Origin of the sequence: Agarivorans sp. DSG3-1, assembly GCF_046774965.1 — a bacterium.
Lineage (GTDB): Bacteria > Pseudomonadota > Gammaproteobacteria > Enterobacterales > Celerinatantimonadaceae > Agarivorans.
This window is the reverse complement of the sequence record NZ_CP177241.1, coordinates 2,182,001-2,202,507: the sequence shown is the minus strand read 5'-3', so window position 1 is coordinate 2,202,507 and position 20,507 is coordinate 2,182,001. Positions and strand designations below refer to the sequence as shown.

Below are 20,507 nucleotides of genomic sequence, written 5' to 3'. Positions count from 1 at the left end.
CGACGTAGATGACTTGCCTTTAAAGTATCAAGCTCGTGAAGGCTTATTACCCTTCAATGCCAGTAAACATCAAGTGAGTCCATTTTGATTATCACCGCGACATAAAAAAGACAAAAATAGTTCATCTAGTGTTCATCAACTAACACTAAGGTCTAGAGTTTTCCATCTAGAAGGATTTAGTAAAGATGAATTTTCGCAAGGAATGGCTTGCCATAATGCCACTCGGCTTGGTGTTAGCTGCATGTAACGATAATGACAACACCACTACGCCAGCCCAACCGCTTACCATTAATGTTTTGCACATTAACGATCATCATTCTCACCTGCAGGCTGACACAGGTATAGACCTAACCTTAGCTGGCGAAGCGACGCGTGTATCGGTAGGTGGTTTCCCTAAAGTAGTCGCAAAAATAAATGAACTCGCCGCCAGCAAAGACAATGTGTTGAAGCTGCATGCGGGTGATGCAATTACTGGCGATCTATACTACACCTTGTTTAAAGGTGAAGCCGACGCAGCACTGATGAACGAAGTATGTTTTGATGCTTTTGCCCTTGGTAACCACGAGTTTGATGGCGGCGACGCTGGCCTTAAAACCTTCTTAGAGTTTCTTTACAGCCCAACTTGTCAAACTCAAGTATTAGCCGCGAATGTAGAGCCTGAAGTTGGCGTATCGCCGCTCGCTCCCGTTACCCGTTGGGACTACTTCCAACCTTATATGATTAAGTCTTTTGGTGATGCCAAGGTAGGTATTATTGGTATCGACATTGCGACTAAAACCAAGAACTCTTCAAGCCCAGACGCCACCACCCTCTTTCATGATGAAACCACTACCGCCCAAATGTACATTGATGAGCTAAAGGGCCAAGGCGTAAACAACATTATTTTGCTTACTCACTACCAGTACAAAAACGATGTAGAACTAGCGGCTAAGCTTAGCGGCGTAGACGTGATTGTTGGTGGTGACTCGCACACACTATTGGGTGACTTTGCCGACCTAGGCCTAAATACCCAAGGCGATTACCCCACCATGCTAAGCAACTTAGACGGCGACCCTGTTTGTGTCGCCCAAGCGTGGCAATACTCTGCGGTAGTAGGAGATCTAGCCGTAACATTTGACGGCAACGGTAAATTAGCAAGCTGTACGGGTACGCCACACTTAATGCTGGCCGACAGTTTTAAACGTAAAGACAGCACTGGTACTCGTGTTGAGCTTACAGGCACAGACCGAGATGCCGTCACTGCGCAAGTAACAGCAAACGCTAATCTGTCTATCGTAACGCCAGACGCCAACGCAGCTGCCGTACTAGCCGTGTATGCAGAAGAAGTAGACGTACTAAAACAAGCGGTTGTGGGCGATGTAGCGCAAAACCTATGTTTTGAGCGTATCCCAGGCCAAGGCCGCAGCACCCTTTGTGATGTATCAGCCACTAGCGCGAATGGCTCAGACATTTCAAACTTGGTCGCTCAAGCATTTTTAGAGCAAGCGATTCGTGGCGATGTATCGATTCAAAACGCAGGCGGAGTGCGTAACGACGTACCGCAAGGCAATTACACCATTGGTGATGCATACACCTTACTGCCCTTTGCTAATACCCTCGTTTATCTAGAAATGACCGGTGCAGAAATCAAAACAGTACTGAACGAAGCGGTAGATTATGCCCTAGACCCAGACGGCTCTACCGGTGCTTACCCTTACGCAGCAGGCCTGCGCTACAAAGTAGATATGTCACAAGCGGCCGGTTCCCGTTTATACGATGTAGAAGTGAAAGCCAAAGGCACAACTGATTGGGTTGTTTTAACTGATGATGCCAGCCTTACCGTCGTCACTAACGACTATATTGCTGGCGGCCGCGACGGTTACTTTAGCTTTACCGACATAGCAGCAGACGAAAGTAAGTTTGAAGATAGCTTCCTCGATTACGCACAATCATTTGTTGATTATGTAGAACGCCGCAGCACTATCGACAAACTTCCACTTGAAAACTACAGCACTCAAATGTTCTACGATGTAGACGGCAACCTGCAAAACTAGAGCAACTTACTCACACTAAAAAGCCCGCTACAGCGGGCTTTTTTCTATCGAGTCATCGGTTTATATTACTCAAATATGCATCTAGCTATTTAAGGTTATCGTTTCAGGAAACCAGTGTGACCATACCATCCAGAACAAACCATTGTGGGTAGGTAATTGCTCACCATCACCATCTACCAAGTATGCAAAGTCGTGTTCAGCATCATATTCTATTCTTAGTTCTTGGCCTGCAACCTCAAAGGTTTCGCCTCCAAAAGTCCGCGCATCATCAATGCTAAAAGCAAATTGAAAATCTCCGCCGTCGTAACCAAATATCAGTTCTTTCTGGTTATAACGCGCATCGTCTAAACGCAAGGTGGGAAAAGCAGCTTCATCTTCTCGCTCTTTATCAAACTGTACGTCTAACGCATCTTGAAACGCAGTGTTAATCATCTTGTCTAAAGGACGGTCATAGTGATAAATAAATACTTGGCCATTTGGGTAAAGCTCTCGAGCTGCCGACCAAGACATTAAGGTATTAGGCACCTGTGTTGGTTTGTGATCGGTAAACTCTGATTCCATCGTAATTTGCTGTAAAAACACGCCAGTGTTGGTGTCTTTAAAGATTAAATTGTTGTGGGTTTGAATCGATACATTTAGGTCAGATTCACCTAAACCATAATCTGCTTCAATCACTACTGGCAGGTTAGATAAACCACAAAAGGTCATGGTGTAGTCGGTGCCATCTACATTCCAGCCAGCAATATGGGGGATTTGTAAATGCTCGCGAGGGAACATTCGAACGTCGTCACCTACCTGCACCACATACATCACTTGATCGTCTGGTAATACCGTATCTGCATATCTCACATCAAAGTACTCAGCATTGTGCTGCTTTGACGGAAACACCGTTTGGGTAGCGTAATTACTACACCAAATGCCTAGAGCCACTAAGCTTGAGCATGCAAGCATCACCGAACGTGGCCAGAATTTACTTTTTAGGTTAATTAAGCATAAACCTAGCATCATCAGTACATTGACTACACCCACCAATACTCGATGCTCGAGCAACCAAATAACAATGCTTCTGTCGGTGCCAAACTTTTGCCCAGGCTCAGTAACACCAATTGCAGAACCTACACTAACCAATACGATTAACACCGCTAAACTATAAAAAATAATCTTTAACTTTGATTTACTCATTCGGATACCCTTTCGTTAAATTCTAATGCTAGGCTTGGTAACACCCATGGTGTTCAGAGCCCAAATACCAAAATCACAAGCTAACCAACGTATCTTCTCTCACCTCTCTGCTTTAACTTTACTGCATAAACACTTGGCTAAAACGTCATCGAGTTGCTTGCGATTGGCCTGCCTCTTCAGCGCATTCAGCAACTTTAAAGGCAACCTAATTAGCGCGTTGCTAATTCATAAGGCAAGCTTACTCACACTCCGATTATCGAGTAAGTAGGCTGAGCGGAATCGATTATTGCGATAAATGAAACAATAGAAAGACGGCGAGTAAGGAGATAGCAACAAAGCACTAGGAATAAAGAGGAGTAAGGTAAAATTGAAGGACAAACAGCAGAAGCCTTCACCACCTATTCTCCGTTTATTTAAGTTCCAATGTTTCAGCTAGAAAATCCATCAACACTCGAATTTTTTTGTTATGTTGCACGTCTCTGTGGCACACCAAGTAGAGCGGCAATGCGGGGAGTTCTATGCCAACATCAAGCTTGATTAAGCCTGCAGCCTCACACAGTGTTTGGTGGCTAACCACAATACCAGCATGTTGTTTAGCGAGCTCCAATTGCAAAGGTAAACAATCGGTACGCAACAAAAACTGTTCGTTTTTAACTGACATACCTAATTGCCTTGCCCCCTCTTCAAACTGCGGGTCGCGGTCGTAACCGAGTACTCGATGTTGAAACAAGCTCTGCGAGTCGCAAGGTTCACCCTGTTGGGCTAAATATTCTAGGCTGGCATAAAAGCCGAGAGGAATATCAAACAAACGTCGGCAGTAAACATCCAGTTGAGTAGGCGGAAACATGCGAATAGCCACGTCAGCATCACGCTTATCTAGGTTACTGGCGTGATTACTCACCTCAACCTCTAGAGAGATTTGAGGGTAACGTTGCATAAACCTAGACAATAAAGCGGGTAAATAATGCAGAGCCATTAGCTCATTGGCAGATAAGCGAACTCGACCACTGAGGGTTTGCGCTTGCCCAGTTGCTAAACGCTGCAGCTTTTGGGCGCTACTTTGCATGTGTTGGCACTCTTCTAGCAAACCCTGTCCAAAATCGGTCAGGCTTAAACCTTGGGTACTTCTATCAAATAAAGGCTGGCCAAGTTGCGCCTCCATAGCCTGTAACTGACGGCTTAAGGTAGGTTGTGATACCGCTAGTTTATCGGCCGCTCGGCTCAAACTACCTTGCTCAGCGATAGCTAAAAAATACTGCCACCATTGCCAATTATCGCTATTCATATTTGCATACCCTTTGCTAATTTTTGGCCATTCTCTATTTGATTATGAATCATATAATTGGTTTATCAACTGGAGGAAAGAAAATGAAAACAGCACTTATATTAGGCATAAGCGGTAACTTTGGATCAGAAATGGCACACGCATTAAAACAGCAAGGCTGGCAAATAAAAGCGCTAATGCGTAACCGCGCTAAAGCGCCATCATGGCTAAACGCACAACACATCGTAGAAGGTGATGCCAGCAACTATCAACAGCTAGCCGCTGCGGCAGAAGATGCAGACTTAATCGTATACGCAGTTAATCCTGCCTACCACCGCTGGCAAGAAGAAGCCCTGTCACTATTAGAACCTAGTGTGCAAGTGGCCGAGCAATTGGCAATACGGCTATTGTTTCCCGGTAACGTGTATAACTACAGCCCCACAGAGCACGCCATTGACGAGAGCCACCAGATGCAACCTATCACCACTAAAGGCAAAATAAGGGTGGCAATGGAACAGCGCTTACGCAAAGCCGCTGACAACGGTGCAAAAATTACCATTGTGCGAGCAGGTGATTTTATTGGCCCCAATACCCATTTAAGTTGGCCTAGCATGCTGATTAAATACAAACGCAATCATACTCAAATGGCTTTTCCACATAATGCGCAGCATCAGCACTTTTGGTCTTACTTACCCGATCTATGTGCCAATACCGTCCAATTACTCGAGCTTACACAAAGTGACTTTGAGGTATGGCATGACCCCGGTTTACGCCTAAGCACCAAAGATTGGCAGCAGGCCTTTGAGAACAACCAACAGCCACTGCTCACCCGAAAATTTGCGTGGTGGAGCTTCGCTCTCCTGTCCCTATTTGTACCCACCATAAAAGAGGTACTAAGAATGCGGTATTTGTGGCGTCAACCGGTTTTGCTAGATGGCAGCAAGATGAAGCAAGCTTTAAGTACTCATTACCAAAGTACCCCACTCACTCAAATACTAAAACAACTGAAACCGGCCTAAAGAATAGGTGGCCGATCCCCAATAAGTCGCCTATTCTTTCTTATACTTAGTTGCCAAAAACCAGCCATTAAACAATCCAAGTCAAAGTAAGATGGCGAGTGATTAACGTAATCTATCCACCTATAAAGCCTTAGCGTTGCTCACTAATAACGCTGATAACTCACAACAAAAGAACAGCCTATGACTGAACGAGACAAAATGCTGCGTGGTGAAGTTTACGACCCTAGCGATAGTGAACTCACAGTAATGCGCACTCAAGCCAGATCTATTTGCCATCAATACAATCAAACAACCCGCCAGCAAGCTGAGCAACGCAACCAGCTGCTACATGAATTATTCGGCAGCATTAAAGGCGCAATTAAAATTGAGCCTCAGTTTAATTGTGACTACGGCAAGAATATTTCGGTAGGCGACAACTTTTACATGAACTTTGCTTGCGTGATCCTTGATTGCGGGCCTGTCACCATAGGCGATAACTGCTTTATTGGGCCACAAGTGGGTATATACACAGCTTGCCACCCTATCGACCCAATAGAGCGTAACCAAGGTATTGAATTTGCTAAAGGCATTACCATTGGCGACAACTGCTGGATCGGCGGCCATGCCACCATAAATCCAGGGGTAACATTAGGTGATAACGTTGTCGTGGCCTCTGGCGCAGTTGTGACCAAGAGTTTTGAGAACAATGTGGTGATTGGCGGTAACCCTGCCAAGGTGATAGAAACCGTAGAGTAAATGTAACTAGGCATATTCATCATTTTTAAGCTCATCCCCATTCCGCTCAGCCTAGGTGTGGAACTCTACTTTTTATCTCACAATCAATAGAAATACTGCACGGGATGACTATCTACCTAATTCAACACAAGTTTACTTAGCAGCGGGTGGGTATGCCTAAGACTCATTGGTCTACTATCAAAATGCGAATTTGCGAGAATGTGCTTTAAAAAAACGCGCGACTCCCTTTCTCAATAGCACTTAACTCACTATAAAATAAAAATAATTTAATAGTGGCCTAATACCTGCTCTGTTCCCTATGGCATATCACCAACGATAGGGAATACTAATGAAAAAACTGATTGTTACTTTTGGCATTAGCGTTATCTTGCTGTTTGCAAATTTCGCATCCGCCACGATCATTAGCGATGACATCTACCTGTCCTGCTCACAAGATTCAGGTTCGGCAAGTGCACTTTGCGAAGGCAAAGGTGCTATGGCAGCAACGGTAAGTGATGAAGTCGAGTTCGCAGACTACTTCAACTTCGATAACTCACTCAGTATCGATGTATTAGCCGATTCTATATTTGTGAGTTTTGACAATGGTCCATATTGTGGCTGGTTTACTTGTAATGGACAGGGATTTCTCAGCTTTGTACTGTCTGATTTAGATTGGATAGGCATGCCTAATGCCGCGTTAAACGGTATTGATGTCATCACTAACATGAGTGGCGTACAAACCGGCTTTACTGCCGACAGTGTATCGTTTGCTTTGCCTGAAACTACCGTAAACAGCTCTATGTACCTGCAAATTGACTTGCTCACAAGCAGTGTTCAAAACAAGCCTAGTGTTAGCGTAACAGAACCAGCCAGTGCAGGCGTATTCGCCTTAGTCGTGTTTGGTTTAGCTGCTAGGAGAATAAAACAACAAAAGCTGAGAACCAATACTCAGTAATGTAGGGTGGTTTATCGGTAGCCTCTGTAGCGGTATCAGCCACACCCGCTAGCGATATAAGCCCACCATTTTTCAGCCGAGTAGAGCCCATTCACTCGGCTTTTTTAACTCACCTACCCGCAAACTACCCGCAAAGTATTTGCCACTGCCAATGGTTTACTCTTACAGTATATAAAGCAAACTGAGTCACTCAGCCATATTCAATTGTTTATTGAGCGTTATGTGAATGTTTTTCTAAGGTGAAGCGTTCTAATGAACAAGCAAGATATAAGTTTAAGCCAACAGAACACCCCTATATCCATATAGATAGCACCTAAACAGATAAGGAAAAACGATGACAAAGCAATTCATTCCGCCAAAAGTCTGGACCATGGACAGTGAAAATGGTGGCCAATGGGCAAGTATTAATCGACCGGATTCAGGGGCACGCCACCAGCAAGATCTAGCGATAGGCTCCAACCCTCTACAACTCTATTCTTTAGCCACACCAAATGGCCAAAAAGTCACTATTATGTTGGAAGAACTGCTTCAGCTAGGTGTTGCAGAAGCCGAATACGACGCCTACTTGATTAACATTGGCGAAAGCGATCAGTTCTCTTCAGGCTTTGTTGACATAAATCCAAACTCTAAGATCCCTGCTTTAATAGACAACTCTGGCGAAACACCAATACGGGTTTTTGAATCTGGGGCAATTTTGCTTTATTTGGCTGAAAAGTTTGGCCAGCTATTGCCTAAAGATCACACCAAACGCACCGAAGTAATGAATTGGTTATTTTGGTTACAAGGTTCAGCGCCTTATTTGGGTGGTGGCTTTGGTCACTTTTATGCCTACGCACCAGAGAAATATGAGTACCCGATTAACAGATTCACAATGGAAGCGAAGCGCCAGTTAGATGTATTAGACAAGCAGTTGGCGAAACACCAATTTCTAGGTGGTGACGAGTATTCGATTGCAGATATCGCCACTTGGCCTTGGTATGGCAACGTAGTGTTAAATACCGTATACGAAGCCGCAGAGTTTTTAGACGCCAGTAGCTACACCAACCTAATGCGCTGGGCCAAAGACATTGAGCAGCGTAAAGGCGTACAGCGTGGTCGTATAGTTAATCGCGCTTGGGGCGAAGAGTGGGAGCAATTAGCCGAGCGCCACAGTGCCGCAGATATTGATGCGATATTAAATAAAAAATCTTAGACCTAAGCCTCTCACACACAAAAAAGCACCCTAAGGTGCTTTTTTCGCTTTCATTTATCTCACTTGGATATAACTGCTGTAGCTGCTTTTACCGCAATCGTTACGCGCACTTACACTGAGATATTGCGGCGTAGTTGATGACATCGTTAAGCTATTATTAGTTGCATTGGTATAAAACTCCCAACTCGACCCGCTCCAGCCCATCACTTTGTAGTAACTAGCTTGGGCAACTTTGGTCCAAGTTAATACCCCTGAATCGACTTTCAGCCCAGTAGGGACAGTCGGTGCGGCACTACAAACGCCACTGTCACTTGCCATACTAATCGTAAGATATTGAGAAGCATTGCTCGCCTTACCACAACTGCTTATTGCAATTACTCTCGCGTAAGCGGTACTGCGCTGTTCACCGCTTACAGTAAGTGAGGTGTTCGTGGTGGTATTGTAATCTTGCCATGCACCGTTACTTTCACTCCAACGCTGTACCTTATAGCTACTTGCTTTAGTGACCGCTGGCCAGCTTAAAGTATAAGTATTGCTGCCAATATTACTGGCGCTAAGCTGTGAGGGCGCACTAGGAGCCTCACACTGCTCAACGCTACTTAGCTTAACTTCTACCCAAGAAGAAGCCACCGCCTGTTCGTTACAGCTATTCACCGCTATAACACGAACAAATTGGGTGCTATTGGCGATTAGCTTGGTGAATGAAACTTGATTGGTGGTTACCGCTGGTTGCGAATGCCAAGCGCTGTTCACCCACAACTGCGGAATGTAACTAGTAGCATTTTCAGCCTCAGGCCAATGAGCACTGAATGAGCCTGTACTAAGATTGCTAGTGCTTATTGAAGCGACTTGCTGCGGCGCCTGACAGCTACCAGTATCCACTAATGTTACAGCAACTTCCTCAGTGTAATCACTTTCACTGCAAAGGTTACTGGCTTTAACCCTCAGTTTTACCGTTGAACCTTCTGGTAAGTTGTTCAAGTTATGTGAGGTTTGCGAGGTGCGAGTCGATACCCAAGAGTTCCCGTTAAAGTACTCCAATTGATAACCTGAGGCATGGTCAACCGGTGACCAAGTTACGCTGAGTGAATCACTCTTTAGATTACTGGCCACCAAATTCTTTGGCGCTTCCTCTATAGCTTGACACTCTCCATCACCACTATTTCCAAAACCAGTTTCGGTTAAGCGACCGTTTTCTTCTACAATTTGAATCAGTGAATCATTGGTTATTTTTAGGGCTTGTAATTGACCGCCATAGTAATCAGACATACCAACATCTACACGCCATACTTTACCGTTACAAGCTTGGTTAATGCTGCGTTGCACAGTATGCGCAACCACCATCCGTTTAGCGCCTAATTCCGCCAAGGTTTCTTCTAACTGGTTACATGTCGCGCTAGACATAGTACCGCCATAGTCTCTGTTCCATAGGGGGCCAGATCCGCCAACAGAAGATGGTCGGCTAGCGTAACCTTTCATCCACTGGCTAATTTCATCATTGACTCGCTCTAAACCATAGCGCGCATAAGCTGGGGTAATTCCTCCATGAATAAATACTGTTTGCCCAACCATTACAGTAGCGTTATGGGTAGATAAAATATTGGCATAGGGGCCACCAGGCTTAAACGCTACTGCTCGACCACGCTGCTCACTGGGCAAACGGGTTACTGCAGAGTCGGAAATTCCTGAATGATAGTGGTCACTAAACTGACTAAAGCCTCCGCTCGTAACATAACGAAAATCTAGTTCTACATTCATGGTTTCATGGTTGCCGTTTAACACCAGTACTTGGCCACCAGCTTGTTCTGCTTGCGCAATAAGCTTTTCAAATAGATCCAGAATTTGCTTCTCGCCATTTCCTCGATCGAGTTGATCCCCCACCTGAATAAAGGTACGGCTACCGCCAATCCAGTTATTACTAGAATTAATAAGTCCCGCTGCGCGCAGTATTGTTACCATTGCATTAAAGTCACCATGCAAATCACCAATGGCAAACACTTCTTGCTCGGCAGGTAAAAATGTAGAAGGGCGAGCACTAAGCTCGGCACAACCTAGCAACAACACAATCACGGAAAGTGTTTTAATTAGTTTTCTAAACATTTCAATAAACGTCCTATGTATTTGAAATATAAAAAGCCAAACATATAAAATGTTTGGCTTTTACAATTTAACGCTCAGTGATCGTTACATCATCAAGATAAAAATCACGTTGCGGCTGTGGCCCAAACACAAACAAGCGCACGTATTTCAGCTCACCTTGCAGGTTATCAATAACAAAGCCGCCTTCAACATCGGTCCAAGCAGTTGCCACGGTTTGTTGAATAGGTGCCAGCCAGTGACCACCAGTGTCATCGTAGTACCAAATTTGTAACTTAACATTATCGGTAGCGGCAGCCATTTTTACCTTAGCGCCTAAGGCATAACTGGTATTAGCTTTAATCACACCACCCAACTCTTGCATTGGGCCATCATACCAATTGCTTCGAGCGGCTACTCTCATCGCTTTACCGGTATAACCTAGCTCAGCCTGAGACAGCGAACCTCCCCAATAAGTAGTCCAACCCGCTAAATTAGCGCCATTAAAGTCACCATTTTTAATAAGGTTTTGCTCGCTACCATTGTCAGGGTCGGTAGGTTCTTTTATGAGGTTTACAGTCACATAGCTAGACGCTGAACCCGCTTGGTCGCAATTGTTAATAGCAACAACTTGCGCATAAGCCACGTCGCCAGTTTCATCACTAATGGTTGCTTGGGTTTCCTGAGTCACTAGCACCTGCTGCCAAGCCCGCTGACTTTCATTCCAGCGGTTGACTCGGTATTTGGCGGCACCATTTACGGCCGACCAATTTAAGGTATAGGAAGAACTAGTAACCTCACTGGCAATGGGTTTAGCGGGTTTTTCCGGCGTTGTACATACCGGCGTATCATCTAGCATGGTAATTGATACATAGTCGGAGGTTTCACCCAACTGACCACAAGCATTTATCCCCACAACACGAGAGAAATCTGTAGTGCTGGTAACACCAGATACCACTGCTTTATTCACATCTACAATATCGTAACTTTGCCAAGTACTCGTGCTAGCATTCCAACGTGTTACTTGATATTTAACCGCATGTTCAACCACCGGCCAATCCAAGGTATAAGCGTTGCTGCCTACTTCACTTGCACTCGGTTTGTTAGGCTTACTCGGAAATAAACACTCTGGAGAATTATCACCTGGGCCGCCCCCCTCAACCACGGTTGGATACCAGTTAGCGATTTGCTCACTTAAACTATTAATCGAACTCACTGCATCAGCACCATTTGACGCAGCCTTATCTACACCACAGGCATAGCCCAAACAATCTGAGCGAGTAGGATCAGAGAAGCGGTCAACTCTAGTACGAGTACCAAAAGCTGAAGGGTAGCCCATAATGGTACTAAACTGACCATTTACCCCATAGCCCAAACCATAGCCAAATACTCCACCAGTATCCCCTTGAGCTCGCGAGTGTGTAAGGCCAATGTTGTGCCCCACTTCATGTGCAAAGGTCATTGAACTACAGCTGGTTCCACCACCAACTAAGTTGTACGCATAATCTTTAGCATAACTTGAAAAACGTCCATTGCTTCCGCTACCTACGTAACCAATGCCACAAGCACTATTGGTAGGGTTGGTCAGCAATGTCACTACATCTGCGCCATATTCTGAGCGCAAACTTCTTACAGTTGCATCGCTACGTAAACGACTTAACGCATCACTCGTGACTTGTGTAGTGCCTGCCACATTCATTTCTTGGCTATGTACTAATCGCAGGCGAATATCTACTTTACTATTCGCGTAAAAGGTATTGCTTGAGCTAATGATGTGGTTAATGTACGTCTCTGTTGCTCCACTATGTTCAGCATCAATTTGACTGGTATAAAGAACCATAACGTCTACCGTCTCATTAGCCATCGCTAATTGAGGACTAAATAATAACGTGCTGCCCACACACAGGCCTGCAAGCAATTCCTTTGCTGCTTTTCTGACATTAAACATGTCTATACATCCTTTGTTTTTTAATAGAATTAGAGATTAAACGGTGCGCGTTTATTGGATAGGCGGAGGGTTAAGCTTTGCATCATTTGGAATGGCTACACTATCCTCGTCTATCCAAGTTTTGAGGGAGTCTTGATCTTTACCTGATATCAGCCAACCTTGGCTTTGTTGCCCTTGCATGAAATACACATCAGATGGCGTTGCGATAGTCGCAAACATGGCGCTGCTACTTTGCGTAACAGTAATAGAGTAAGCCTTGTCATCATCACCTAAATAACGACCTGAAAGGGTTCTGTCGCCATTAGCATGCACCTCTACAGCCATCACTTTCGGCGTATATTCGGTATTTAATTGGGGTAATGCTATCTCAAAGGAATCGCCTAAAGCTAAACCAACAAACGCGTTATTGTTATATTCCACAAAGCGCCGATCTATATTATGAGATTCTAATTTGGTGTATTGCGCAGGTGTTTGTTCAATATTCTTCCATAGCTTAATAGAAACATGACCTAGCGGGGGTACACGGTATGTCGAGGGCTTATTTGGCGCATCAATTGAAGCAAGCACTTCAACATTTTTATCCATTACCTCTTGTTGTAAATCAGAGTTTGTTAGGCTTAGAATTGGCGATAACTCTGGTTTATTTTCTACAGAACTCTCTCGCTCAACCTTAGTTATAGTGGAATGAGGATTGCTTCTGGATATCGTCATATCACTGATAAGCCACCCTACAGATAAACTCAGCCCCCCAAGCACCAACCAATACTTGTAATTCACGCTTCCCTTCCCTGTTAACACTCTCTTCCCGAGAGCCTACTAATACAATAATACACAAATATTATCTTTAGATATTTTTGTCAATTAAAATAAAAACATAATCGTCTGATTATTAAGTAAATTTCCACAAAATGAAGCGGGGAAAGCTAATGACAAAAAAATAATTAACAAGCTGTCAGCACTACTTACTACGATAAAGTTGCTTGGAAAAATAACAGACCGGTTGAAATTTCCCTAGAGTTAGCAGACTGCTTTTGTAGTTTCGCAGAGAGTAGCTGATAGCGATTAAGGCGGGGAGATGGAGCGCCATGGTGCCGTAGATATTGATGCGGTATTAAGTAACAAACCTTAAGTACTCGCAACCTGCTTTTAGCTAAATATACGACCTAGCAAACTAATAAAGCCTCTTTTGAGGCTTTATTAATGTTTCAACCACAGCAACTAAATTGGCTTACTTATTGGCGACTAAAACCCATAAGGTTTCAAATAAGTCATTATCTTCCACTTCCAAGATTAACGCTCTCAATGCATGGGGCTCTATGTAATCTGCTTGGTGTTGAATATATTCTCGCAATGAAGCATCTTTAATCGGGCCTCTTACTTGCTCTTCTATCCACTGTTTTGCCTGCGTTGGTTGGCGCGCTAACATAGCCCTCACAAGCGCCCCGCTGATACTTAACTGTAAGTCTTCTGGATAGCGGTACAACTGTTCAATTTGCTGAGTAAGCTCATCATTGTTCAGTGCTGAGGAGGCATTAATTACCATTTGATGAGTGAGTGATGATGAGAGTTCAGGCTGTTCTAGTAAAAACTCTAACGCGAGGTTTGGCTGCACTTGAGCCCATTGCGTTAATACACTTGTTGTTGCATGGGTAGCCGAACTTTGTAGTTCAACAGTTTCTAGCCACTCCAAGGCTAAATTAATATTTTGCTCAGCCAAATCATTAGCAAAAGTGCTAATCAACAAACTGTGATTGGTTAAGCCTTCAGGTAACTTGGCAATGAGCTCTGCTAACTGTTGTTTGTCTGCTAGCGGGTTCAACATAGCGCTTAATACTATGGCTTGGTAAAAACTGCCCATTTCTAGGCTACTTTGTCGCTCCAACCATTCCAAAACGGCTATCAAATCATATTTAGCCCATTCTTCTAACAAAACCATTGATCGGAGGAAGTTTTCTTTAGACGCCGCACTACCAATTTGCATCGCTAATTGACCAGCAAAATCTTCACCGCTATTTTGAGATTGCTGATACTGAGGTGCATCTCCCATCGATGATGTAGCCCCTAAGGAAATTGCTTCAACGACAGTGTTATTAAAAGGCTTTAGCTTAACCGGCGCTAGCTGGTTCTGTTGAACAGTCACCCACTCAGATAATGGCTCGCCTTTACCATCAAATATCTTTAGTGAAAATGCGCAATATATCAGCAGGCATAAAATTGAGACCATAATTAAACGTCGGACTTTCAACATTAATTGGCTCCATCACTGAGTATTAATAGTTAACCCGTCTAAGCCACAGCAAGACTTTATTTACCATCAAGCTGTGGCCATATTCATAACAAAAGATCTTTTTCCCATCAGGATGAATAAAACATGTATCAGCAATTAAGATTACACACTTCACTTTAAACCGTTTGGAAAATAAACCTCAAGATCAAACATCAATTAGATAAGCTGGGTTGGCTTACTATATTGTCGGGTCTAAAAGGTTTAACTTCTCCTCGTTTAGACGCATCTATTTCCACTAGGCTATACATCGCTCGACGGTAGTTATGTATCTGGTTAGGTGCAGTGGGTGTATAACCTGAGTTTTTACCGTTTAAATGATCGTGATAAAACGCCCAGTAATTATTTGCCCAAGATACCACCGAGCCATGGTTAGTGCCTGGATTACCAAATGGATGAACCATAATGCCCCGCTGGTCAAAATTCGATAAGGGGTTATTGTTGTTCCATGCCACGGCCTGCTTAATTTGGTACCCACCAGGATAAGGCCATTGAGCTGGCGCTGTAACACTTGCCCATTGTAACCACAGGTCATTACCAATCATGTAAGCATGAGGTCCTTCCAGATAACTGCCCGGCTCTAACATTAAGTCGAGCGGGTTATAAATGTAATTGAAGTTAGCATCAATTTTAGCGGCCCAAATTGCTTTGTTGCCCCCACTGCCATTTTTAGCATAAAAGATGTACCACTGGTTGCCCACCTTGATAACCGACGGGTCAAAAACATGGTCAAAATTATTAGTGGTAGCGATAGGTGCGGGCCTCGCAACAAATGGGCCTGCCGGAGAATCGGCTACCGCAACACCAATGGTTTGATGGTTATTGTCACCCCTTACACTTGGGAAAAACATGTAATACTTACCGTCGTCTCCTTCTACTACGTCAGCCGCCCACATAGTGGCACTATTGCCCCAGCCTTCAGCAGACTTTCTAGCCCAAGGCACATCTTTTTGGCGTAATACCAAGCCGTGCTTCTGCCATGTGCTTTGATTCAGTGAGGCATCTGCAGAAGAAAAGACTTGATAGCCCGGCATACAAAATCCGGTATTTGCCCAAGGCGCATAAGCATGTTTTTGTAGTTTGTCACTGCGTATTTGGCAAAGCTCTTTACTGTCTGTTGAGGTGTATACGTACAGGGTACCGTTAAAAACTTTAGCGGTAGGATCTGCAGAACCTACTGGTTGCCATTTATTAAAATGTGGATTATTACCTCCATCCCAAATTAAATTTGGCGCCCACACTTCAGGCAATAACGTTCTATTTCTTAATGTTTCAGCATATGAATTTACGACGAGTATTGGTGTAAGCATCACACCAATCACAATTTTATTAAAGTTCGTGAAATTATTTTTATTTATATTCATTACTTCACTTCTCCTTGTAGAGCAATTGCATTTAGAATTATATTTCTTCAGTAATAGCTAATTAATTCCGACAACCACGCCGATTAAAAAACCATCAACCCGAGTAAAGCTCACCTTCCGCTAAAAACCATAATCCTTTATTAGATAAATAAAGAGTCATTCACAAATACAAAAAAACGTAAAAGAGTTGGAAAATTAAACACTAAAAAAAAATACATTTGGTGGTTATATTTTGTTCAGTTAATTTTCCGTTTTTAATTACACAGCAGAAAAAAGAGCGGTATGAAATAGTCGAAAAGCTTTGCTTGCAGAGAAGATGGTGCCTCTAGTTACACCTAAAAGTGAGCTAACTAGCATTAGCTGAAATGGAGCGAAGAAACAGTATGAGTAAGGCAAGCGGAATGACTATGGCACCTTTATGCTAATAGCCATGTTAGCAAGGCGTTTAGAGAGTTAGGCTGACGGTTTTAGGCTGTACAAAATAGTAAGCATTGCCTGAACTCATTTGCTCAGAGTTTGGCGAGATTAAGCGACCCGTTCAGCCTTTAGGCAAAGATGCTCAAACAGTTACATGCTTAGAGGCAGCATTTTCTGAAAAATATAGAAGAGTTCCACCTCGACTCACGTTAAGTAAACATTCTGAATTTTCAGTAATAGTTAGCACAAAGTAGCCCAAGCATTTTGCAATGCTTGGGCTACTTTATGTTTCAAAAAATGTCTCGCGAGTAAAGCTACACGCTATTAGGCATTTTTCTTCTTACGCGATACACCAAGACCACATAAGCTCAAACCTAGCAATAACACTGTTGCTGGCTCAGGAACGGTTACCGCATCAACAATAGAAACTTCAGAACCGAAACCCACAACACTTGTTGGTGCATAAGTACCAAAACGCTGACTTCCATCAGAGAATATGGCTAATGCAGTGGCACCAAAGAACTGGTTTCCGTTTAAGCCAACGGCGTCTGGCGCACTTAAGAAGTCAGTGTCCACACCAAAACGGAAAAATTCACCCGCATCAAAATCACTAAAGCTAATCGTTAAAATACCCGAGCCATTTAGTGCATCATTAGTAGGAAAAACATGACCTACAGATGAAGAAGAGCCTAAAGTAATTGGGCTGCTGCTGTTACCAGGGCTAGTATCAGTTGAATCAAAAAATGCGCCAATTGAGGTTAAGTCCCAAGTAATAGATGTAATTTGCTCGCCATCTGTTGAGTTGTTAAAAAACTGAAAAGCGTTGTTGCTACCAAAAGTGGTGCCTTCAATAATTAAACCACTAGAAATTGGGGTGGCTTGTACAGCTGTACTCAGCAATAAAGTACTTAGTAATCCGATAATCTTTTTCAAAGTCATTCCTTAAGTCTTGAAATAAATATTTGTTGATAGTGTTATTAACGTGGCGACATAAAGCACAAATTGAGCCAGTTAGTAAGCGACTGAAATTTATAATATAATTTATCATCTCACCCGTACTATTAGCTAAAGTGTAAATAAACTTGACGGTTTAGCGCCGTATATTTTTAGGAGAATATGGAGGCAGTAATTAGCCACCACGTAAACTAGCCAACCAACAACAAACGCTGAATCGCCCCCAGAGCCGCTCAACTAAAAAACGATTAACGCGCTTAAGCATTTAAAAAAACACCAAGGAGTCATATAGACACTTCACCACACGCCAAACAAAGAGTCATAAAGACTCCACAAAATATACATTTAAAAATAAACACAATTAAAACAAATGCTTATCATCATGGCACACGCTATGCAATAACCTGAATAGCAAATCAAATTAATAGTTATTTAGGTAGTAAGCTATGACCATTCATGTAAAAAACAACATTCACTGGGTAGGCCAACGCGACTGGGAAGTACAAGACTTTCACGGTACAGAATATAAAATGACTCGCGGAACAAGCTATAACAGCTATCTCATCCGCGAAGAGAAAACAGTATTAATCGACACCGTAGATCACCGATTCAGCCTGCAGTTTATTCAAAACCTAGAAATGGAAATCGACCTGCAAAGCATCGATTTCATTGTGATCAATCACGCGGAAGAAGATCACTCTGGCGCGCTCTCTGCGTTAATGGAAAAAATTCCTAATACGCCAATTTATTGCACCGAGGCGGCGATTGATTCAATCGTAGGACACCACCATCATCCAGAATGGAACTTTAAAACCATAAAAACTGGTGACAGCCTTGATATTGGTAATGGTAAGCAGCTAATTTTTGTAGAAGCACCCATGCTACATTGGCCAGACAGCATGATGACCTACCTAACAGAAGACGCGGTACTATTTAGCAACGACGCCTTTGGTCAGCACTACTGTGACGAGCACTTGTTTAACGACGAAGTCGATCAAAATGAGTTAAAAGAACAGTGCCTTCGCTACTACGCAAACATTCTTACACCGTTTAGCAGCTTAGTGACAGCCAAAATCAATGAAGTACTCAGCTTCAACTTGCCGGTTGATATGATTGCCACCTCACACGGCGTAGTGTGGCGTGACAACCCAGCTCAAATCATTCATCAATACCTTGAATGGGCCAACAACTACCAAGAAGACAAGATCACTATTTTTTACGATTCTATGTCTAACAATACACGCATGATGGCAGATGCTATTGCCCAAGGTATTCATGATGTTGATCCCGGTGTTGCGGTAAAAGTGTTTAACGTATCCAAGCACGACAAAAACGAAATCCTCTCTCACACCTTCCGCTCTAAAGGCTTATTGGTAGGCTCATCCACCATGAATAACGTAATGATGCCTAAAATTGCAGGCATGTTAGAAGAGATTACCGGATTGCGTTTTAAAGAAAAGAAAGCGGCCGCTTTTGGTAGTTATGGCTGGAATGGCGGTGCGGTAGACCGTATCCATACTCGCCTAAGCGATGCGGGCTTTGAAACAGCAATAAGCTTAAAAACCAAATGGCGACCAGATGGCAAAGCCATGCGCGAATGCCGTGAACATGGTCGCCAGATAGCCAAGCAATGGGCGCTACATCCCTTAGACAGTGTATCGGCCCAAGTACAAAACTCTGGCACAGCAGCGGCTGTTAATCAAACCGCTCCTGCTAGCCATGCCATCAGCGAAACCAACACCACCACCGCCCACCCTGCAGATTGCCAGTGCATGATTTGCACCGTATGTAACTGGGTTTACGACCCGGCAATAGGTGAGGCAAATCAAGGTGTAGCAGCCAATACGCCCTGGGCCAACGTGCCTGATTACTTCCTCTGCCCCGAGTGTAACTTGGGCAAAGATGTATATGTTGAGCATAACGGATAATAAGAGGAGCAATGATGCCTGCACCTATCATCATTATTGGCAGTGGCTTTGCTGCTTACCAGTTAGTAAAAACACTACGCAGAACAGACTCTCAGTTGAGTATTCAAGTCTTCACCTCAGACGAGGGCAATGAATATAACAAGCCTGACCTTAGTCATGCCTTTAGCAAACAACAAAGTGTTGACGCCTTAATTCAACTACCTGCAGCAGAGTTTGCCAAGCGTTATCAGCTTGAGCTGTTTGCCAATACTAAAGTAGAGAGCGTTTGTACCGCCAAGCAAACCATTACGGCCAATGGTCAGCTTTATCCTTACTCAAAGCTTGTTTTCGCCACTGGCGCCAGCACCTTTGTGCCTGCGCTCAAAGGTAATAATGCAACCAGCATTATTACTTTAAATAGCTTGGTGGAATACCGCCAAGCTCAAGCAAGCATTAACGCAAGCTCTAGCGTGTTAATAATGGGCGGCGGCTTAATAGGTGTAGAGCTCGCGATGGACTTACGCACCAACGGTAAAGAAGTCATTATAGTGGAGCCCAACAGCCGCTTACTTGCCAATGTTGCTCCCGATTTTATTGCCCTACGTTTAGAGCAACAACTGCATGAAGCGGGCATAACCCTCGCCCTGTATGACAGCGTAGTTTCCTTAAATACAACCGAGGGTGAAGCAACAACAACCGTGACCAGCAAACAAGGAAAAACGTTCAAGGTAGATACGGTAATTTCCGCCGCTGGTTTACGTGCCAACAGCCTCTTGGCGACTCAAGCAGGTATTGTTGTAAACCGTGGAATAGTCGTTAACAAGCAGTTAGCAACGTCGGCCAAAAACGTTTATGCCATAGGGGACTGTGCAGAAATAGACGGCAAGGTTATGGCTTACCTACAACCGATTATTTTGAGTGCTAATGTGTTAGCCAAGCAACTGCTCGATCAGCCAGCACAATTAGCACTTACCCCAATGATGGTGAAGGTAAAAACGCCCACTTATCCTATTCAAGTAGGTGGCAGCTTTGATGCTAATTCAACATGGAAAGTAGGCTTTGAGAAGCAAGGCGTAGTCGCAGAGGCATACAACGCTCAACACCAAATGACTGGCTTTGTCGTCACCGACCAACAGCTTAATCAAGCCTTCCCACTTTTACGCAAAATATCGGGCCAATAGCCTTACTTAGCGGCAAC

General features: G+C 43.8%; 15 protein-coding genes. 7 read left to right on the top strand and 8 right to left on the bottom strand.

What is annotated here, in order from left to right; all coding sequences use genetic code 11:
- The first annotated feature begins 185 nt into the window (after window positions 1-185).
- Window positions 186-2,033 carry an NAD nucleotidase gene (gene nadN, locus ACLD71_RS10275; RefSeq protein ID WP_411994581.1) on the top strand — a complete coding sequence of 616 codons (1,848 nt, stop codon included), beginning with the start codon at window positions 186-188 and terminating at the stop codon, window positions 2,031-2,033.
- A gap of 81 nt (window positions 2,034-2,114) precedes the next feature.
- Here nadN and ACLD71_RS10270 read toward each other — a convergent pair whose 3' ends face one another.
- Complete coding sequence (locus tag ACLD71_RS10270) at window positions 2,115-3,215, bottom strand: DUF3179 domain-containing (seleno)protein (protein ID WP_137672232.1); 1,101 nt, start codon at window positions 3,213-3,215, stop codon at window positions 2,115-2,117.
- Between the two features lie 409 nt (window positions 3,216-3,624).
- On the bottom strand, window positions 3,625-4,500 hold the full coding sequence (locus ACLD71_RS10265) for a LysR family transcriptional regulator (protein ID WP_411994579.1): 876 nt from the start codon (window positions 4,498-4,500) through the stop codon (window positions 3,625-3,627).
- Between the two features lie 83 nt (window positions 4,501-4,583).
- Between ACLD71_RS10265 and ACLD71_RS10260 the strand changes: the two genes are divergently transcribed.
- From ACLD71_RS10260 to yghU, 4 genes are all read left to right on the top strand, one after another.
- Window positions 4,584-5,498, top strand: a complete 915-nt coding sequence (locus tag ACLD71_RS10260) for an NAD-dependent epimerase/dehydratase family protein (RefSeq protein ID WP_411994577.1) — start codon at window positions 4,584-4,586, stop codon at window positions 5,496-5,498.
- Window positions 5,499-5,678: 180 nt separating this feature from the next.
- Window positions 5,679-6,233 (top strand): sugar O-acetyltransferase, encoded by a 555-nt coding sequence (locus ACLD71_RS10255; RefSeq protein ID WP_411994575.1) that lies wholly within the window; start codon window positions 5,679-5,681, stop codon window positions 6,231-6,233.
- A gap of 328 nt (window positions 6,234-6,561) precedes the next feature.
- Window positions 6,562-7,167, top strand: a complete 606-nt coding sequence (locus tag ACLD71_RS10250; protein ID WP_411994573.1) for a hypothetical protein — start codon at window positions 6,562-6,564, stop codon at window positions 7,165-7,167.
- A 334-nt stretch (window positions 7,168-7,501) separates the two neighbouring features.
- Window positions 7,502-8,359, top strand: coding sequence for a glutathione-dependent disulfide-bond oxidoreductase (gene yghU, locus ACLD71_RS10245; protein WP_411994571.1), 858 nt, complete (start codon window positions 7,502-7,504; stop codon window positions 8,357-8,359).
- Between the two features lie 54 nt (window positions 8,360-8,413).
- On the opposite strand, the gene ACLD71_RS10240 is transcribed toward yghU, so the two are convergent.
- From ACLD71_RS10240 to ACLD71_RS10215, 6 genes are all read right to left on the bottom strand, one after another.
- Window positions 8,414-10,459 (bottom strand): fibronectin type III domain-containing protein, encoded by a 2,046-nt coding sequence (locus ACLD71_RS10240; protein ID WP_411994569.1) that lies wholly within the window; start codon window positions 10,457-10,459, stop codon window positions 8,414-8,416.
- A gap of 67 nt (window positions 10,460-10,526) precedes the next feature.
- Entirely contained in the window at window positions 10,527-12,383 is a 1,857-nt protein-coding gene (locus ACLD71_RS10235; RefSeq protein ID WP_411994567.1) for a zinc-dependent metalloprotease family protein, read from the bottom strand.
- Window positions 12,384-12,434: 51 nt separating this feature from the next.
- Entirely contained in the window at window positions 12,435-13,160 is a 726-nt protein-coding gene (locus ACLD71_RS10230) for a hypothetical protein (protein ID WP_411994566.1), read from the bottom strand.
- A 451-nt stretch (window positions 13,161-13,611) separates the two neighbouring features.
- Entirely contained in the window at window positions 13,612-14,631 is a 1,020-nt protein-coding gene (locus ACLD71_RS10225; RefSeq protein ID WP_411994564.1) for a hypothetical protein, read from the bottom strand.
- A gap of 191 nt (window positions 14,632-14,822) precedes the next feature.
- Window positions 14,823-16,031: a family 43 glycosylhydrolase gene (locus tag ACLD71_RS10220; protein WP_411994562.1), complete on the bottom strand. Its 1,209-nt coding sequence runs from the start codon at window positions 16,029-16,031 to the stop codon at window positions 14,823-14,825.
- Window positions 16,032-16,772: 741 nt separating this feature from the next.
- Window positions 16,773-17,381 (bottom strand): PEP-CTERM sorting domain-containing protein, encoded by a 609-nt coding sequence (locus ACLD71_RS10215; protein WP_411994560.1) that lies wholly within the window; start codon window positions 17,379-17,381, stop codon window positions 16,773-16,775.
- Between the two features lie 467 nt (window positions 17,382-17,848).
- Here ACLD71_RS10215 and norV point away from each other — a divergent pair, with 467 nt between their 5' ends.
- The gene (gene norV, locus ACLD71_RS10210) at window positions 17,849-19,330 is read left to right on the top strand and encodes an anaerobic nitric oxide reductase flavorubredoxin (protein WP_411994558.1); all 1,482 of its coding nucleotides are present in this window, start codon (window positions 17,849-17,851) and stop codon (window positions 19,328-19,330) included.
- 11 nt (window positions 19,331-19,341) lie between these two features.
- On the top strand, window positions 19,342-20,490 hold the full coding sequence (norW, locus tag ACLD71_RS10205; protein WP_411994556.1) for an NADH:flavorubredoxin reductase NorW: 1,149 nt from the start codon (window positions 19,342-19,344) through the stop codon (window positions 20,488-20,490).
- Window positions 20,491-20,507: the final 17 nt, after the last annotated feature.

What these genes read in the sequence shown, in the direction of transcription:
- yghU (WP_411994571.1), top strand. Translation starts at nt 7,502, where the DNA reads ATGACAAAGCAATTCATTCCGCCAAAAGTCTGGACCATGGACAGTGAA.
- ACLD71_RS10235 (WP_411994567.1), bottom strand. Translation starts at nt 12,383, where the DNA reads ATGTTTAATGTCAGAAAAGCAGCAAAGGAATTGCTTGCAGGCCTGTGT.
- ACLD71_RS10265 (WP_411994579.1), bottom strand. Translation starts at nt 4,500, where the DNA reads ATGAATAGCGATAATTGGCAATGGTGGCAGTATTTTTTAGCTATCGCT.
- norW (WP_411994556.1), top strand. Translation starts at nt 19,342, where the DNA reads ATGATGCCTGCACCTATCATCATTATTGGCAGTGGCTTTGCTGCTTAC.
- nadN (WP_411994581.1), top strand. Translation starts at nt 186, where the DNA reads ATGAATTTTCGCAAGGAATGGCTTGCCATAATGCCACTCGGCTTGGTG.
- ACLD71_RS10225 (WP_411994564.1), bottom strand. Translation starts at nt 14,631, where the DNA reads ATGTTGAAAGTCCGACGTTTAATTATGGTCTCAATTTTATGCCTGCTG.
- ACLD71_RS10260 (WP_411994577.1), top strand. Translation starts at nt 4,584, where the DNA reads ATGAAAACAGCACTTATATTAGGCATAAGCGGTAACTTTGGATCAGAA.
- ACLD71_RS10220 (WP_411994562.1), bottom strand. Translation starts at nt 16,031, where the DNA reads ATGAATATAAATAAAAATAATTTCACGAACTTTAATAAAATTGTGATT.
- ACLD71_RS10270 (WP_137672232.1), bottom strand. Translation starts at nt 3,215, where the DNA reads ATGAGTAAATCAAAGTTAAAGATTATTTTTTATAGTTTAGCGGTGTTA.
- ACLD71_RS10250 (WP_411994573.1), top strand. Translation starts at nt 6,562, where the DNA reads ATGAAAAAACTGATTGTTACTTTTGGCATTAGCGTTATCTTGCTGTTT.
- ACLD71_RS10255 (WP_411994575.1), top strand. Translation starts at nt 5,679, where the DNA reads ATGACTGAACGAGACAAAATGCTGCGTGGTGAAGTTTACGACCCTAGC.
- ACLD71_RS10240 (WP_411994569.1), bottom strand. Translation starts at nt 10,459, where the DNA reads ATGTTTAGAAAACTAATTAAAACACTTTCCGTGATTGTGTTGTTGCTA.
- norV (WP_411994558.1), top strand. Translation starts at nt 17,849, where the DNA reads ATGACCATTCATGTAAAAAACAACATTCACTGGGTAGGCCAACGCGAC.